Annotated in this window: 15 protein-coding genes; 6 read left to right on the top strand and 9 right to left on the bottom strand. The window is 64.5% G+C overall.

Features of this window, described 5'->3' with window-relative positions; translation table 11 throughout:
• Positions 1-23: 23 nt before the first annotated feature.
• Positions 24-365: a hypothetical protein gene (locus IM543_11930; protein ID QOY92355.1), complete on the bottom strand. Its 342-nt coding sequence runs from the start codon at positions 363-365 to the stop codon at positions 24-26.
• 122 nt (positions 366-487) lie between these two features.
• Between IM543_11930 and IM543_11925 the strand changes: the two genes are divergently transcribed.
• The 4 genes from IM543_11925 to IM543_11910 all read left to right on the top strand — a co-directional run bounded on the left by IM543_11925 (position 488) and on the right by IM543_11910 (position 5,026).
• Positions 488-1,282, top strand: a complete 795-nt coding sequence (locus IM543_11925; GenBank protein QOY92354.1) for a thymidylate synthase — start codon at positions 488-490, stop codon at positions 1,280-1,282.
• Between the two features lie 138 nt (positions 1,283-1,420).
• Positions 1,421-1,912, top strand: a complete 492-nt coding sequence (locus IM543_11920) for a dihydrofolate reductase (protein ID QOY92353.1) — start codon at positions 1,421-1,423, stop codon at positions 1,910-1,912.
• A gap of 4 nt (positions 1,913-1,916) precedes the next feature.
• A complete protein-coding gene (locus IM543_11915; protein ID QOY92352.1) occupies positions 1,917-2,555 on the top strand; it encodes a DUF4337 domain-containing protein in 639 nt (212 codons plus the stop codon).
• Positions 2,556-2,767: 212 nt separating this feature from the next.
• Positions 2,768-5,026, top strand: coding sequence for an arginine/lysine/ornithine decarboxylase (locus IM543_11910; GenBank protein QOY92351.1), 2,259 nt, complete (start codon positions 2,768-2,770; stop codon positions 5,024-5,026).
• Positions 5,027-5,083: 57 nt separating this feature from the next.
• Here IM543_11910 and IM543_11905 read toward each other — a convergent pair whose 3' ends face one another.
• Genes IM543_11905 through IM543_11895 form a run of 3 tightly spaced genes read right to left on the bottom strand, consistent with a single transcriptional unit; the run spans position 5,084 to position 7,222 of the window.
• Entirely contained in the window at positions 5,084-5,743 is a 660-nt protein-coding gene (locus IM543_11905) for a cation transporter (protein ID QOY92350.1), read from the bottom strand.
• Between the two features lie 53 nt (positions 5,744-5,796).
• Entirely contained in the window at positions 5,797-6,363 is a 567-nt protein-coding gene (locus tag IM543_11900) for a dCTP deaminase (GenBank protein ID QOY92349.1), read from the bottom strand.
• Between the two features lie 37 nt (positions 6,364-6,400).
• Entirely contained in the window at positions 6,401-7,222 is an 822-nt protein-coding gene (locus IM543_11895; GenBank protein ID QOY92348.1) for an alpha/beta hydrolase, read from the bottom strand.
• A 208-nt stretch (positions 7,223-7,430) separates the two neighbouring features.
• On the opposite strand from IM543_11895, the gene IM543_11890 reads away from it, so the two are divergent.
• On the top strand, positions 7,431-8,117 hold the full coding sequence (locus IM543_11890) for a response regulator transcription factor (GenBank protein QOY92347.1): 687 nt from the start codon (positions 7,431-7,433) through the stop codon (positions 8,115-8,117).
• A 1-nt stretch (position 8,118) separates the two neighbouring features.
• A complete protein-coding gene (locus tag IM543_11885; protein ID QOY92346.1) occupies positions 8,119-9,528 on the top strand; it encodes a HAMP domain-containing protein in 1,410 nt (469 codons plus the stop codon).
• A gap of 3 nt (positions 9,529-9,531) precedes the next feature.
• On the opposite strand, the gene IM543_11880 is transcribed toward IM543_11885, so the two are convergent.
• The 5 genes from IM543_11880 to IM543_11860 form a co-directional block, all read right to left on the bottom strand.
• Positions 9,532-11,889 (bottom strand): DNA internalization-related competence protein ComEC/Rec2, encoded by a 2,358-nt coding sequence (locus IM543_11880; GenBank protein QOY92345.1) that lies wholly within the window; start codon positions 11,887-11,889, stop codon positions 9,532-9,534.
• A 15-nt stretch (positions 11,890-11,904) separates the two neighbouring features.
• Positions 11,905-12,213, bottom strand: a complete 309-nt coding sequence (locus IM543_11875; GenBank protein ID QOY92344.1) for a PAAR domain-containing protein — start codon at positions 12,211-12,213, stop codon at positions 11,905-11,907.
• A complete protein-coding gene (locus IM543_11870; protein QOY92343.1) occupies positions 12,210-12,986 on the bottom strand; it encodes a hypothetical protein in 777 nt (258 codons plus the stop codon). The genes IM543_11875 and IM543_11870 overlap by 4 nt, the downstream gene beginning before the upstream one ends.
• Positions 12,987-13,059: 73 nt before the next feature.
• Complete coding sequence (locus IM543_11865; protein QOY92342.1) at positions 13,060-14,790, bottom strand: hypothetical protein; 1,731 nt, start codon at positions 14,788-14,790, stop codon at positions 13,060-13,062.
• Positions 14,787-16,523, bottom strand: coding sequence for an alpha/beta hydrolase (locus IM543_11860; GenBank protein QOY92341.1), 1,737 nt, complete (start codon positions 16,521-16,523; stop codon positions 14,787-14,789). Before IM543_11860 ends, IM543_11865 begins: the two co-directional genes overlap by 4 nt.
• Positions 16,524-16,530 lie beyond the last annotated feature (7 nt).

Raw genomic sequence — 16,530 nt, 5'->3', positions numbered from 1 at the left:
GCCCGCTGCAAGTCAGACCGCCCCTAGCCGGCGGCATCCGGCGGCAGGGCCGCGTACCACGCGGCGTAGGGCGTATTCTTCGCCATCCGCCGGTTGAAGTCGGGCGCGCCGTCGGTCCACCACACCGGGCCGCGCTCGCCCAGCCCCCGCTTGGCGGCATCGACCGCCGCGCGCGCGGCGCGCTCCGCGTCGGGGTCGCCCGCACGCCGGGCGGCGCCGACCTGCCGGCGCGCCGCCATCAGCGCGTCCACCAGCGCCTGCCGCTGCTGCGGCGCGAGCGCCGGATTACTGGTGCGCCAGAGGCGGCCGGCGACGACGAAGTAGCGGCCGTCCGGCGTGGCCGGATATGTCGTGGAAGTCGTCATGGGCCGACTATACCCGAGCACCGGGCGCGCCATCGCACGCCTGTGCCGGCGAACCGGCATGGCCGCTGCCCATCGGCGCGCTCTCGGTTACAATGTCAGACTGTCACCCATTGTCATTCGTAATGCGCCAATACCTCGATTTCATGCGCCATGTGCAAGAACATGGCGCGGTCAAGACCGACCGCACCGGTACCGGCACCCTGTCGGTGTTCGGCCACCAGATGCGTTTCGACCTGCAGCAGGGCTTCCCCCTGCTCACCACCAAGAAGGTCCATCTGAGGTCCATCATCCATGAGCTGATCTGGTTCCTGCAAGGCTCGACCAATATCGCCTACCTGAAGCAGAACGGGGTCAGCATCTGGGACGAATGGGCCGATGCCGACGGCAATCTCGGTCCGATCTACGGCTACCAGTGGCGCAGCTGGCCGACGCCCGATGGCGGCCATATCGACCAGATCACGCAGGTGCTGGACCAGATCCGCAACACGCCGGACTCGCGCCGCATGGTGGTATCAAGCTGGAACGTGGCCGACCTGCCCGACATGAAGCTGCCGCCCTGCCATGCCCTGTTCCAGTTCTACGTGGCCGACGGCAAGCTGTCCTGCCAGCTGTACCAGCGCAGCGCCGACATCTTCCTGGGCGTGCCCTTCAATATCGCCTCGTACGCGATCCTGACCCACATGATGGCGCAGCAGGCCGGGCTGGAAGTAGGAGAATTCATCTGGACCGGCGGCGACTGCCACCTGTACAGCAACCACCTGGAGCAGGTCGCGCTGCAGCTCTCGCGCACGCCGAAGGCGCTGCCGCGGCTGCGCATCAAGCGCAAGCCGGATTCGCTGTTCGACTACCGCTTCGAGGATTTCGAGGTGGTCGGCTACGATCCGGAACCCGCGATCAAGGCGCCGGTGGCCGTTTGAATGCTCTGCAAAAGCGCATATCGCTTGACATTGCGCTTACGAAGCGACAACATTTCGGATCGAGAATCATAAGCTCCACAGGATGGACAAACTAATGCGCCCCCACAACACTGAATTCGTCTGTTACATGGTGGCCCGTTGAAGCCGCAACTAACTCTGGTAGTAGCGTTCGACGCACAACGTGGTATTGGCATCAACAATCAGATGCCGTGGTATCTCCCGGAAGACTTAGCACACTTCAAACGCGTAACGATCGACCGCCCCATTTTGATGGGGCGAAGAACCTTCGATTCGCTAGGCAAACCATTGCCTAAGCGCCGAAACATCGTTATTACGAGAAATCCACATTGGTCACACGAGGGCGCAGAGGCAGCAGGCTCGTTAGAAGCAGCCTTCGAGATGCTCAATGGTCAAGATGCTAGCATCATCGGCGGCGGACAAATATTTGCCGAATCGATGGCGATTGCGGATCGGATGATCGTGACTGAGATTGACCATGTTTATGAATGCGACACATTTTTCCCAAAAATCGATCCGAATGAGTGGACCGAAACTGCCCGGGATCCCCATTTCTCCGAAAAGAACGGCTACAAGTACACTTTCGTGACCTATATCCGTAAGGAGCGCTGACCCGATGACGGACCAGGCGATTCGCACCCCCGGCACCCGGGGCGGGGACGGCTTCGCCGGCAAGGTGGCGGTGCTGATCGCCATCCTGGCCACGCTCGGCACCATGTTCGGCTTCATCGGCAGCGCCGCCCACAACAATGCCGCCCTGTACAAGAGTAATGCGGCGATCGACAAGACCAGCGCCGCCAATGCCTGGGGCCATTACCAGGCCAAGACCAGCCGCCAGAACCTGGCCGAGCTCGGCGCCAGCCTGCCGGGCGTGGACCAGACCCACTACCGCGAGGAAATCCAGCGCTACGGCATCGAGAAGGAAACGATCCGCAAGGAGGCCGAGCGCTTCGAGGCCGCCTCGGCCGAATGGAATGCCCGGTCCGAGCGGGAGCTGCACCGGCACCGCCAGTGGGCGGCCGCTTCGGTCGCCCAACAGGTCGCCATCTCGCTGGCCGCGATCACCCTGCTGGCGCGCCGCACCTGGCTGCTGACCCTGACCAGCGCCGTGGCCGCGTTCGGCATCACGCTCGCCTTTTTCGCGGCGATCCAGGCCGATCCGATGCCGTTCTCGGCCGGCCCCCTGGCGGCGGCAGTCGGTGCCGCTGCCCTGACCGAGGCCTTCCGGCGGGTCGGCCGCCGGCTGGGCAAGTAGCTGCGCCGGCGGGAGGGCGCCAGCTAGAGTGCGCCAACAATTGCGCGCACTGGTTACCCTTCGGATAGGGCTTGCGAATAAAGCCTTAAAAAAACTGCACCGGCGCGCGTAATTTCTGCGAAAATCCGTTTCCTCTTTTTCCCGGTGCCGTGGCCGGCGCACAAGCCCATCCGGGCTGCGCGCTTCCGCGGCGCTTCGCTTTGGAGCTGTCCATGAAATTTCGTTTCCCCATCGTCATCATCGACGAGGACTTCCGTTCCGAGAACACCTCCGGTCTCGGCATTCGCGCGCTTGCGGCCGCGATGGAGCAGGAAGGCATGGAGGTGCTCGGCCTGACCAGCTACGGCGACCTGTCCCAGTTCGCCCAGCAGCAGTCGCGCGCCTCCGCGTTCGTCCTGTCCATCGACGACGAGGAATTCGGCGGCGGCTCGGCCGAGGAAACCGATTTCGCGCTGACCCGCCTGCGCGCCTTCGTGCAGGAGATCCGTCACAAGAACGCGAACATCCCGATCTACATCTACGGCGAGACCCGCACCAGCCGCCATATCCCGAACGACATCCTGAAGGAGCTGCACGGCTTCATCCACATGTTCGAGGACACCCCGGAGTTCGTGGCGCGCCACATCATCCGCGAAGCGAAGGCCTACCTGGACAGCCTGGCGCCGCCCTTCTTCCGCGCGCTGGTCAACTACGCCTATGACGGCTCCTACTCGTGGCACTGCCCGGGCCACTCGGGCGGTGTCGCCTTTTTGAAGAGCCCGGTGGGCCAGATGTTCCACCAGTTCTTCGGCGAGAACATGTTGCGCGCCGACGTCTGCAACGCGGTCGAGGAACTCGGCCAGCTGCTCGACCACACCGGCCCGGTGGCCAAGTCCGAGCGCAACGCCGCCCGTATCTACAACGCCGACCACTGCTATTTCGTGACCAACGGCACCTCGACCTCGAACAAGATGGTCTGGCACAGCACAGTGGCGCCGGGCGACATCGTGGTGGTCGACCGCAACTGTCACAAGTCGATCCTGCACTCGATCATCATGTGCGGCGCGATTCCCGTATTCCTGATGCCGACCCGGAACAACCTCGGCATCATCGGCCCGATTCCGCTGGAAGAGTTCACCCCGGAGTCGATCGCCCGCAAGATCGAAGCCAATCCGTTCGCGCGCGAAGCCGTGAACAAGAAGCCGCGCATCCTCACCATCACCCAGTCGACCTACGACGGCGTGGTGTACAACGTCGAGACCCTGCGCGAAATGCTGGACGGTAAGATCGACACCCTGCACTTCGACGAAGCCTGGCTGCCGCACGCTGCCTTCCACAGCTTCTACCAGAACATGCACGCGATCGGCGAGAACCGCCCGCGCGCCAAGCAGTCGATGATCTTCTCGACCCAGTCGACCCACAAGTTGCTGGCCGGCCTGTCACAGGCCTCGCAGGTGCTGGTGCGCGAATCCGAGACCGTCAAGCTGGACCAGGACGCCTTCAACGAGGCCTACCTGATGCACACCTCGACCTCGCCCCAGTACTCGATCATCGCGTCCTGCGACGTCGCCGCCGCCATGATGGAAGCGCCGGGCGGCACCGCCCTGGTCGAGGAGTCGATCCTGGAAGCGCTGGACTTCCGCCGCGCCATGAAGAAGGTCGACGCCGAGTTCGGCGACGACTGGTGGTTCAAGGTCTGGGGCCCGGACGTGCCGTCGGAAGAAGGCATCGGCGAGCAGAAGGACTGGATGATCCATGCCGAGGACGACTGGCACGGCTTCGGCAAGCTGGCGCCGGGCTTCAACATGCTCGACCCGATCAAGTCGACCATCGTGACCCCGGGCCTGTCGCTGGACGGCCAGTTCGGCGAGACCGGCATCCCGGCCTCGATCGTCACCAAGTACCTGGCCGAGCACGGCGTGATCATCGAGAAGTGCGGCCTGTACTCCTTCTTCATCATGTTCACGATCGGCATCACCAAGGGCCGCTGGAACACCCTGGTGACGGCGCTGCAGCAGTTCAAGGACGACTACGACCGCAACAAGCCGATGTGGCAGGTGATGCCGCAGTTCGCCTCGGCCAACCCGCGCTACGAGACCCGCGGCCTGCGCGACCTGTGCACCGAGATCCACCGCTTCTACAAGCAGTACGACGTGGCGCGCCTGACCACCGAGATGTACCTGTCGGACATGGTCCCGGCCATGAAGCCGTCGGACGCCTTCGCCAAGATGGCGCACCGCCAGATCGAGCGCGTCGCCATCGACGAGCTGGAAGGCCGCATCACCGCGATCCTCTTGACGCCTTACCCGCCGGGCATCCCGCTCCTGATCCCGGGCGAGCGCTTCAACCGGACCATCGTCGACTACCTGCGCTTCGCACGCGACTTCAACGAGCGCTTCCCGGGCTTCGAGACCGACGTGCACGGGCTGGTCAAGCGCGAGGTGGACGGCAAGCGTGGCTACTTCGTGGATTGCGTGATGCAGGACGCGTAACCGGACGGCTTGAAGCACGAAAAAAAGGGGCGCAAGCCCCTTTTTTTACGTCCGATGCTAGCGGCGCTTGAGTTCGACCGGGGCCGGTGCTGCCGACGCGCGCGCGTCACGCAGCTCGCGCCGCGCATGGGTGATGACGCTGCAGGCGGCCGACAGCCCGAGCAGGCCCATGACGGTGGCCACCGCCAGGTCCGGCAGGCCGCTGCCGGTCTGGAACACGGCAAGCGCGGCCAGCATCACGGCCAGGTTGCCGATCGCATCGTTGCGGGTGCACAGCCACACCGAGCGCATGTTGGCGTCGCCCTTGCGGTAGGCGAACAGCAGCGCGGCGACGACGCAGTTGGCCGCCAGGGCCGAGAAGCCGATCCAGCCCATCGTATGCGCCTGCGGCACGGTGCCGGTGCGCAGGTGCCAGAAGGCGCTGGCGAGCACGAACAGCCCATAGCCGCCCATGGTCCCTCCCTTGACCAGTGCGGTGCGCGAGCGCCAGACCGGCGCCAGGGCCAGCACGAACAGGGAAATGCCGTAGTTGGCCGCGTCGCCCAGGAAGTCGACCGCGTCGGCCAGCAGCGAGACCGAACCCGCGCCAAGTCCGCCGACGATCTCGACGCAGAACATCAGCGCGTTGACCCACAGCGCGATCCACAGGATGCGCCGGTAACGGGGATCGACGGGCGGCTTACCGGAAGCGCAGCCGCCGCCGCAGCAGTCAGACATGGTTTAGCCTATCAACATGATTCATTTTTGACAGGCTAGCACGAAAAACTGAATCAGGTCTTTGGCAGCGTGACGCCAACCTGGCCCTGGTACTTGCCGCCGCGGTCCTTGTAGGAGGTCTCGCAGACTTCGTCGGATTCGAAAAACAGCACCTGGGCGCAGCCCTCGCCGGCGTAGATCTTGGCCGGCAGCGGGGTGGTGTTCGAGAACTCGAGGGTCACGTAGCCTTCCCATTCCGGCTCGAAGGGGGTGACGTTGACGATGATGCCGCAGCGTGCATAGGTCGACTTGCCGAGGCAGACGGTCAGCACGTTGCGCGGGATGCGGAAGTATTCGATGGTGCGGGCCAGCGCGAACGAATTCGGCGGAATGATGCAGACATCGCTCTTCACGTCGACGAAGGAATTCGAATCGAAGTTCTTGGGATCGACGATGGTGCTGTTAATGTTGGTGAACACCTTGAACTCGTCGGCACAGCGAATATCGTAACCGTACGACGAAGTACCGAAGGAAATGATTCGGCGACCATCCGATTCGCGCACCTGCTGCGGCGAGAAAGGTTCGATCATTCCGTGCTGTTCCGCCATGCGGCGGATCCATTTGTCGCTCTTGATAGCCATCGTGGACATTCCAAAAAATCAATCCTGCGATTTTACGCTAAACGGTGGCCGCCGGCACCGTCTCGAGATGGGGAAGCAGACGCCCGATCATGGCGTGGGTCAGCCGCGCGGTTTCCTCGGGCTTTTCCAGCGGATACAGGTGGCCGCCCTCGATCATCACCAGGTTCTCTCCGACCAGCCGGCGGGTGGCGTCCAGGCCGGCCTGGCGCAGCTCTTCCGAGGTGGTGCCGGCGATGAAGCCGATCGGCAGCGGAAAGGGCTCGCGCAGGATCGCGCCCATGTGGTGCGGCAGCGTGTTGTAGATGCGGGTTTCGACCTCGCGGTCGAAACGCAGCTGCACGCCCTCGGGGTGCGGGTGCAGGCCGTGCTCGAGGTAATCGTCGAGCGCGCCCGGCGCCCAGGCCTGGAACATCGGCTTGGCGATGAAGTGCTGGTAGGCCGCGGCCCGGTCCGGCCAGACGTTGCGGCGCCGCTCGGAAAACCGCGCCGGCGAAAAGCGCGATCCCAGGCCGCGCCGCTTCACCAGCTTCCACAGGAAGGCGCGCCAGCCGGCCACCACCGGCGAATCGAGCATCACCACGCAGCGCGCCAGGTCGGGGCGCTGCTTGGCCGCCATCATGCTCAGCATCCCGCCCAGCGAGTGTCCCACCAGGATCGGCGGCTCCGGGTACGCTTCCAGATGGTGGATGAGTTCATCCACCAGGGCGTGCCAGCCGTCGCCCACCGGGAAACGCGGATCGTGGCCGAACATGTCGTGGGCGCGCACCTCGTAGTGCTCGCCCAGGGCGTGCAGCAGACGCTTGTAGGTCCCGCCGGGGTAACTGTTCCCGTGGGAGAAATGCAGCAGGGGTTTGCTCATGGGCGCAGAATGACTGATGGCTTGAATGGCGAGGCCCCATTGTAATGAAATGGAAGCGCTGCGCGCCCTGTTTAGAGGGGAATGCCTACACCACCTGCGCCAGCCGCGCCTGCGGGCCGTCCACGGCGCGGCGCGGCCGGTGTAAAGTCAGGTAAATCCCGGCCCCGCCCGCCAGCCACGCGGGCCACGGTTTGCTATCCTGCGTGCCATGAACCATGTTTTGCTGATCGACGACGACGTCGAACTCGTCGGAATGTTTTCCGAATACCTCGAACGCGAAGGATTTCGCACCACCTGCGTCCACAACGGCCTCGACGGCGCCCGCGAGGCGCTGCGCGGCGACTACGCGATCGCCGTGCTGGATGTGATGATGCCGCGCACGAACGGCATCGACGCCCTGCGCCAGATCCGCGCGGACAGCCGCATCCCGGTCCTGATGCTGACCGCGCGCGGCGACGACGCCGACCGCATCCTGGGCCTGGAACTGGGCGCCGACGACTACGTCGCCAAGCCCTGCACGCCGCGCGAGCTGACCGCCCGCGTGCGCGCCATCCTGCGCCGCACCCAGGCCCCTGCAGGCGCCGGCCCTGCGGCCGTGCTCGCAATCGGCAAGCTCGGCATGTACCCGGAACAGCGCCGCGCGACCTGGGACGGCGCGCCGCTGGAACTGACCAGCACCGAATTCAACCTGCTCGAGGTGCTGGCCCGTCACGCCGGACGCGCCGTCAGCAAGAACGCGCTGTCGGAACAGGGCCTGGGCCGGCCGCTGGCGCGCTTCGACCGCAACATCGACGTTCACCTGAGCAGCCTGCGCCAGAAGCTCGGCCTGCTCGCGGACGGCCGCTCGCCGCTGCAGACGATCTACCGGCAGGGTTACCAGCTGATCCGGGAGTAGCATGGGTCGCCTGTTCTGGAAGTTCTTCCTGTGCATCCTGCTGGCCCAGCTGGCCGCCACCATCGGTATCGGCGGCGCCTTCTGGCTGCGCGACCGTGCCCGCAGCCAGGCGGCCGAACTCGATACCGGCCCGCCGGCCTACATCGCACTGGACGCCGCCGCGGCCACCCTCGAATACGGCGGCCTGGCCGCCCTGCGCGGCATGCTGGGCAAGCTGCAACGCCCCCAGGTCTTCGTCCAGGACAGCCAGGGCCGCGAACTGCTGGGCCGCCCGGTACCGGCCGAACTGCTGGCCGAAGTACGGCGCCAGCAGGCCTCCGGCGAAGCGCGCCGCGGGATGCGCGAGCTTGCCGGCCCCGGCGGCGAAACCTATACCGCCTTCGTACGCCGTCCTTCGCGCGGCATAGCGCCCGGCGCCGGCCCCGGCGGACAAGCCGGCACCGACCGCGCCGGCGCGCCCCCTCCCGGCGCGGGCCGCGGCAGGCGGGTCGGCCAGGCGGCCGGCATCGTGGCGGCCACGCTCGCCAGCCTGCTGTTCGCCGCCCTGCTGGCCTGGTACTTCTCGCGTCCGATCCGCGCGCTGCGCGGCGCCTTCGAGGCGGCGGCGGCCGGCGACCTGGCGCCGCGCTTCGCCGCGGCGGGCCGCGCCGGCGACGAGCTGAGCGACCTGGGACGCGATTTCGACCGCATGAGCGCGCAGCTGCGCGCCCTGATGGACGGCCAGCGCCGCCTGCTGCACGACGTCTCGCACGAGCTGCGCTCGCCGCTGGCGCGCCTGCAGGCAGCGGTTGGCCTGGCGCACCAGCAACCGGAGAAAATCGGCTCCTCGCTCGACCGCATCGAGCGCGAGAGCATACGCATGGACAAACTGGTGGGCGAACTGCTGACGCTGTCGCGCCTTGAAGCCGCGCGCCCACTGGGCCGGCGCGAGCAGCTCGACCTGAGCGAACTGGCCGACGAGATTGCCGCCGATGCGCGCTTTGAGGCCGGACCCGCGGCCGGACCCGCGGCCGGTCCCGAGGCCGGACCGGATGCGCCCCGCATCAGCGTCGAGGCGCCGGGCGCGATCTACGTGCAGGGCGACCCCGACCTGCTCTGGAGCGCGCTGGAGAATGTGGTGCGCAACGCGGTGCGCCACGGCGGCAGCGGCGGCGCGGTGCGGATCGTGCTGCATGCGGACGCCGAATGGGCCCACGTCGACGTGCTCGACCGCGGCCCCGGCATCGCGCCCGCCGACCTGGGCGCGGTATTCCAGCCCTTCTACCGCGCCAACGCCGGCAATGTCGACGGCCAGGGCCTGGGACTGGCGATCGCCCAGCGCGTGCTGGCGGCGCACGGCGGCAGCATCGCGGCAAGCAACCGCGACGAAGGCGGCCTGCAGGTGAGGCTCAGCCTGCCCCGGCACGCCTGAGCCCTAGCGGCCGTGCCAGTAGCGGCGCTGCTCGACGCGGTATTCGCTCAGCGCCAGCCCGGGGCCGAAGCGCAGCGTGACCGCGCCGGCCTGGTCGGTGCGCAGGCGGCGGATGCCCAGGCTGCCATAGCGCGCATAGACCTCCTGCTTCGGGTGGCGATAGCGGTTGCGATGGCCCACCTGGAAGATGCCGACCGTGGGCTCGACCGCCGCCAGGAAGGCTGCCGTGGACGAGGTGCCGCTGCCGTGGTGCGGCGCCAGCAGGACATCGGCGCGCAGGCGGCCGGCCGCCCGTTCCAGCAGTTGCGCCTCCTGCGCCGCTTCGATGTCGGCCGCCAGCAGCATGGCACGGCCGGCGGCGCTCACGCGCAGCACGCAACTGCGTGCATTCGCCTTCAGGCCCACCTCGGCATACGATTGCGCCGGCGGCCCCAGCATCTCGAAGCGCACGCCGTCCCAGCGCCAGGCCTGCCCCGCCGCGCAGCGGCTGTGGCGCCGCGCGGCGCGCACCGCCGGGTGGCCGCCGGGTAGCGAGGAATGCAGCTGCGCGACCTCGACGCCGGCCAGCACGGTGCGCGCGCCGCCGGCATGATCGACGTCGCTGTGCGAGATCACCAGGCCATCGAGCGCGCCGATACCGCGCCCGCGCAGGTAGGGCAGCAGGATGCGCCCGGCCGCGTCGGCGCCCGGCCCATATTGCGGCCCGGCGTCGTACAGCAGCCGGTGGCGCTGCGTCTCGACCAGCAGGGCCATGCCCTGCCCCACGTCGAAGGCGGTGACGGTGAAGCCGCCGGCCGCGGGCGCGCCGGGCAGCTGGGTCAGCATCGGCGCCCACGCCGCCAGGCCGGCCCAGCGCCGCGGCCAACCGCGCGGCGCCAGCATCCAGGCGGTGCCGGCCAGCGCCAGCGCGAACACCCAGGGCTGCGGCGCCGGCGCATGCAGGACCGCGAGCGGGCTGGCGGCCAGCACCGTCAGGCCCGCGGCCAGCCACTCGATCCCCAGGTGGGCCAGGCCCAGCACCCACCCGGCCAGCGGCGCCGGCAGCAAGGCGCCCAGCAGGGCCAGCGGCGTCACCACCAGGCTGACCACGGGAATCGCGACCGCATTCGCAAGCGGGCTGGCCAGCGATACCTGCGCGAACAGGAACATCGTCAGCGGGACCAGGCCGACGGTCACGGCGTACTGCGTGTGCGCCGCCGTCCCCAGGCTGCGGCGCCAGCCGGCCGGCCCCGGTATCCGTCCCATGTTCGCATACAGGATCACCGCCACCGCGCCGAAGGACAGCCAGAAACCGGCGCCCAGCACCGCCCAGGGATCGATCAGCAGCACGACCAGCAACGCCAGGCACAGCATGTGCGACAGCGTCACGACCCGCCCGCACCAGAGCGCGGCCGCCACCACCGCCAGCATGTAGAAGGTGCGCTGGGCCGGCACGCCGAAGCCGGCCAGCAGCACGTACAGCAAGCCCACCAGCGCACCGCCCAGGGCCGCCGCCTTCTGGGCCGGCAGGCGCAGCGGCAAGGCGGCGCCGTCGACGAAGCAGGAGCGGCGCCACAGGAAGGACACTCCCCACGCCGCCAGGCCCGCCAGCATCGTGATGTGCAGGCCCGAGATCGAGACCAGGTGGCTGATGCCGGTGCGGTTGAAGACGTCCCAATCCGACTGCGGGATGCCGCGCTGGTCGCCGATCACCAGCGCCACGATCACCCCGGCATAGCGCTTGCCCGCGAGCTGCGCGAACATGTGGCGGCGCAAGCCGGCCCGGGCCCGTTCGACCACGTGCGTGAAGCGCGGCACGAAGGCGTCGAGACGGCGGTTGCGCGCCCCGGCCGGCCGCACGTAGCCGGTGGCGCGCACGCCCTGCTCGAGCAGCCAGGCCTCGTGGTCGAAGCCGTAGGGGTTGGCATTGCCGTGCGGCCGCTGCAGGCGCACCAGCAGCTGCCAGCGTTCGCCGGGCTGCACGGCTTGCGCCGTCTCCTTGCCGCTGCCACGGCCGCCGTACCACGAGAGCGCAATGCGCCGCGGAACGGCGGCATCGGGCGTCAGTATGCTCTCGACGCGCAGGTTGAAGCGCGTGCCGCCCTCGAATTCGTGCGGCAGGCTGTCGACCGTGCCGACGATGGCGACGTCCTTGCCTTCCTGCTCGCGCGGCAGCGCGTCGGCCAGCGCCAGCTGCGCCATCCAGGCCGCCCACACCGCGCCGAGGATGGCGGCAGCGATCACGACCGCGATGTGGCGGCGCAGCGCGCACAGCGCCAGCGCGAGCACCAGCGCGCCAGCCAGCATGTGCGGCGCCGGCAAGTCCGCGCGCGTCTGCAGCCAGCATATCCCGGCAAGGAAAGCGAGGATGGCGCAGCGCATGGTGGCGGCGCTGGGCTACGCCGGCTGCGCGTCGCTGACGATCTGGCAGTCGCTGGACTGGTCGGCAATCAGGCGGGCCGGCGGCGAGCAGGCGCAGATGCACAGGTCCTCGCTCAGCGCACACTCCTTGCCTTCGGACTGCTCAAACAGGCGCGGCATGACGCACCCGATCACGCCCTCTTCGCCACATGCGCGACAATCGACCGGATCGCCCTCGCGCGCGAGCGCCACGCCATCAAGGCTGGTGAAGCTGCTGGAAGCCCTGACGATGCCGTCGGCGGTGGTCCTGGCGCCGTCGCGGATGGTATAGCGCTTGTGGCTCACGCGTGCTCTCCTTCAAGGGCAAGGGAAAGCTGGAATGTAGCTGAGCTGGGCTGGCTGGGTTTGCGGCTGCGCAGATCAATGAACATGAACTCGACATCCGGGTGACGTGGCAACCGGGCGAACATCATGATTTGCTCGCGCTGCTTCGCGCGAAGTGGATCGCGGACATAGACGCGATCCATGCAGAATCCCGGCTCGGTAGGAGTATGGTTTGCTGGGTTCGCTACAAGCTGATTAACCAGCGCGTGCAGGTCCTCGATGAAGTCGGGATCCCTGTCTTCAAAGAACAAGTCGATGCTGATGCCATGGCCGTGCACGAGGGCTTCCGTCGTGATGCCTTCATAGCGATAGCGCTCCACCCCACCCAGACCGTTGCCCTGAGTTCCTTCTTCCACCGTCCGGCTATGTATGAAGATCTTTCCAACGAGACCACTGCTGGTCTTGACCTCCCTTACTGCCTCCAGGTTTTTACTGCCACCGAGGTAGTCTGGCTTAGCCTTGATCTGCAGCTCACGGTCTGCAACACGCTTCAAAAAATCCTGCGCGGTTTCGCTGAACGGCGCGATATCGAAGCCATCGATGCGCGCCTGTCTCAGTTCAATCTCCGCCTCGTCCGGCACGTCAATCAAGAACCTGCCGACGCAAACTGTTTTCAGTTTGTTGGTGAGACGGGTTACCGCTTGCTTGTCGCGTTCGACGCCAATGCTCCACGCTCTCGCGAAACTCGCGATAACAACTAAGAATAGCGCTGTCACCAATCCGATCTTGAGCAAGGGTCTCCTGCTGACTCGTCAATGCTAAGTTGCAGACGACAGGAATTTTCCTGCGGCTGGCATAACTGAGACTTCACGTCTGTCGGGCTGGCGGCGAAAGATCGAGGGGACTAACGGCGCTGTCATGCTCTGTTCCACCAGGCGCGTCGGCGAGCCGTACCAGCCGCCATGTACTACGACGTTGAATTGCCTGCGGGGCATTTGATGAATGGCCAAAAATTCCCGGAGCGACAGTGAAAGTGGCCGGCGGAAGCAAGCTACCCTGGGCAAACCAGCGCGTTCCGTCTAGTGCATGAGATTCCTCACAACGCCACCACCCGCTGGCCGGACATGGGACGCCAGTAGAGGAAAAGCTGCCAATCGCGAGTCCATTATCATGACCGCTGTCGGACATAGCAATCGAGGCCGTCGTGCCATAAGCTGCCGATGCTTTCGCCAGTGGCAAAGGCGACGCCTGCCTTTTGCGCGCGCGGTGGTCGACCAATTTCCAGGCCGTCGGCGTCTTTGACTCGAAACTGGGCTGGAGGCCTCGCATCTTGTCCCATAAGGTCCGAGGAGGTAGCAACAACGCCTGCGGCATACGGTCCCCCTTCTTGAAGTATTGCCGACGCCCACCCATGATCCCGATGTTCTCGCGCCCGTCCATGCACTCCCACCAACCGCTCTCTGGACACGTATCTCTCGCAAGCGCTTGGCTTCCAATAGGAGTTCTCTTCGTATCGACCGACTGAACCGCCAAGCGCTCTGCGGGGCGTAAGCGAAAACTGGAAAGGACGGTATCCCAGAGGCAGGTTGCTGCATTCTCGGAAAGGGACGATGGCACTGGGCCGTGCTCGTTGTAACCGGTGTCCATTCTGAACACAATGTGTGGGGCCAACACATTATTCTCCGTCCCATTCACTTCCCACCAAAAGCTGTACACGACGGCATCGTTGTTCTCAACGAATCGCTCGACCAGTTCTTCTCCCTCGATGCCACCGATGGTCCGCTTGTCAGCACGCAAACGGGCTACACGGTTCTTTTCCTCAACGCTGAGCCGCGTATCCGACTCGGCCCCTCGCTCGAGAAGCCCTTGCCGGTCCGGCTCAGTGCCGGCTGCCAGCATGATTTTAAAAACAACATCCGGGCGATCCGGGAGCCACGCTGCCATCATGATTTCTTCGCGCTGTTCCGCACCTAGCGGATCGAGAAAATAAGCGCGGTCGATACAAAATCCTGGCTCGGCAGGAACCCGGTCATCCGGATTTGGAACCAACTGTGCGATCAATTTCGCAAGCTTGTCAATGGTCTCCGGATCATGATTGGGCGCAGAAAAATCAATGCTGATTCCATTGCCATGAACCAGCGCCTCAACCGAAACGCTTTCGTAACGGTAGCGCTCTACAGTCAAACCGTCTGAAGACTGTCCCTCACTCACATCCCTGCTGTGAACAAAAACTTGGCCCTTCATTCCATGATCGTTCTGCACCTCCCTGAATGATTCCAAGTTTTTATGACCGCCTGGTCTGTCTGGAGCGGCTTCCAGCTGCGTCTTACGCGCTACGACTCTCTTCTGAAACTCATCCTCGGTCTCGTCAAAGACGGCAATGTCAAATCCACCAACGCGCGGCTGGTGAAAAGCGTACTGTGCCTCTGCCGGCACATCGAGCAAAAACCTCCCGACGCAAACGGTCTTCATCTTCTCGGTCATTTTCGCCACCTCATGCTTGTCCCGTCTGGCGCCTGTGTCCCAGGTGCTCGCCAAACCCGCGATAACAACCCCGGCCAGCATAACTGCCAGCCCGGTCCGAAACAGGCGCCTCACGACGTCTCCTGGACAATCTTCGCGATCAGGCGAAGCGTCAACACAAGTATGTCGTTATTCTTATACGACTCTTGGTGGTCGAATCCCTGTGCTGCAAAAGCTTGTTTGACCTTTCCGGTGGGGCCGGCGCCGGACTGATGTGGCACAGTCCCGTCACCGCGTGTATCCTGCACATCTGGTTCAAACTTTAGCTCTGTCTTACCCTCGAGCATGACGCGTCGGCTCTTGCCGAAAGGCTGTTCAAGCATCTGCGCAGTAGAAATATTCGAGGTAGTGAGTGCCGTAGCCGAGTTGCCCCATTGCCGCGCAACCCATCGTACCTGCCCGAAAGACAACTTTCCGCGGTCGTCTCCATAGAAGACATAGGTGTTTGGATGATAGTAATCCCCGAGAGACCGGTGGAATTTCTCAGCCACGTCAATCGCATCCGTGATTGCTTTTAGCGCTAGCTTCTGCGTTTGGTATTTCTTCGCGGGGTCAGCGAAACGTGGGTCGATGAGCCGGTACCAGCGCCGCATATCACGGTACAAATCGTATGGGTTCGGTGCAATTGAATTTGGTAGCTTAAGGTAATCGGTCGCTACCTCTTCATGGGGCTTGATCAGCCCTTTCGCGTCATGATTTGGCGGATGTACTGGTCCATGCACTTTGACTACACGAACGTGGAGCCATGGCCCAGGATATAAATGGTTTGGAAGCAGTTCGAGTGCGCCAGGGGAAGTTGCGAGAACAGGCGTTGTCTTTTCAGGGGTATCACCGAGAATCTTTGCAGTGACATAGCCCTTAATGTCTTCCTGCACACCATTGCTCGGGCTAAATGACTCAGTTCCGCACGCCATCCTGCGGTATGCCGCCGGTGCGCCAAAGGCAGGCATCACACCATGGATCACTCCGGCAACTTTTTCAGGAATTCTTTTCGCGCAGGCTCTCGCGACTAGCCCACCCATCGAATGCGTCACAAGAATGACTTTCTCACACTGCCTCTTCGACTTGCGCCATGAGTCAATGATTTCTGTAATGCGTTGCTCAAGCAATTTCGACGAAATTTCGCAGTCGTCCAACCAGTTATATCCGACGCAATACACTGGATAGTATCGCTTCGCATGCTTCTCCAAATGCGCAACGGTCAGCGGTGACATATCGCGAACACCCCACTTGCGTGGGTCGTACCGCATGGCCTCTTTCCAGTGCGATTTGACGAAACGACGATCCGTCTTTTCATCGGTTTCAAAGGTCTGATTCAGCTGGGTTTGTAGTACGGATAGCAGTAGCCCATAGGACCCGGCGTGGACCTCGCCCCAACCACGTCCGCGCAGTTCGGCTTCAGTCAAGATATAGCCGTCTTCGCTTTCTGGTACGGTGATGAGGCCGCGCTCATCCACTTCCAAGGAAGCACGATCGAACAATTTTTGACGATCCCGCGGCGACAGCTTGTCCCAATTTTTTAATTCGCGCAGTGCGGATGGATTATCGTTTGGTGGACGCCATGCGATCGCTCCTGGAGACAAAATCTCGTTCCGCTCATCGTTCAGTCTTCCTAAACGGGGTTTGAGTTTGGCACGCAGATTGGTGCCCATTACACCGGGCACGACAATGACAGGAATGACAGAATTGGGGGGAATAAGCCCGAGGCCGCGAATCGTATATTCCGCGGAAGACATATAGGACTGCACCTCCCAACCACCATGCGGCAGGGGGACGAGCGAAGGCAAAGGCCTGGTCGGTTCACGCATGACGGTT

It is taken from the genome of Massilia sp. UMI-21 (assembly GCA_015277795.1).
Classification (GTDB): Bacteria; Pseudomonadota; Gammaproteobacteria; order Burkholderiales; family Burkholderiaceae_D; genus Telluria.
This window is presented reverse-complemented; position numbering and strand designations above follow the sequence as displayed.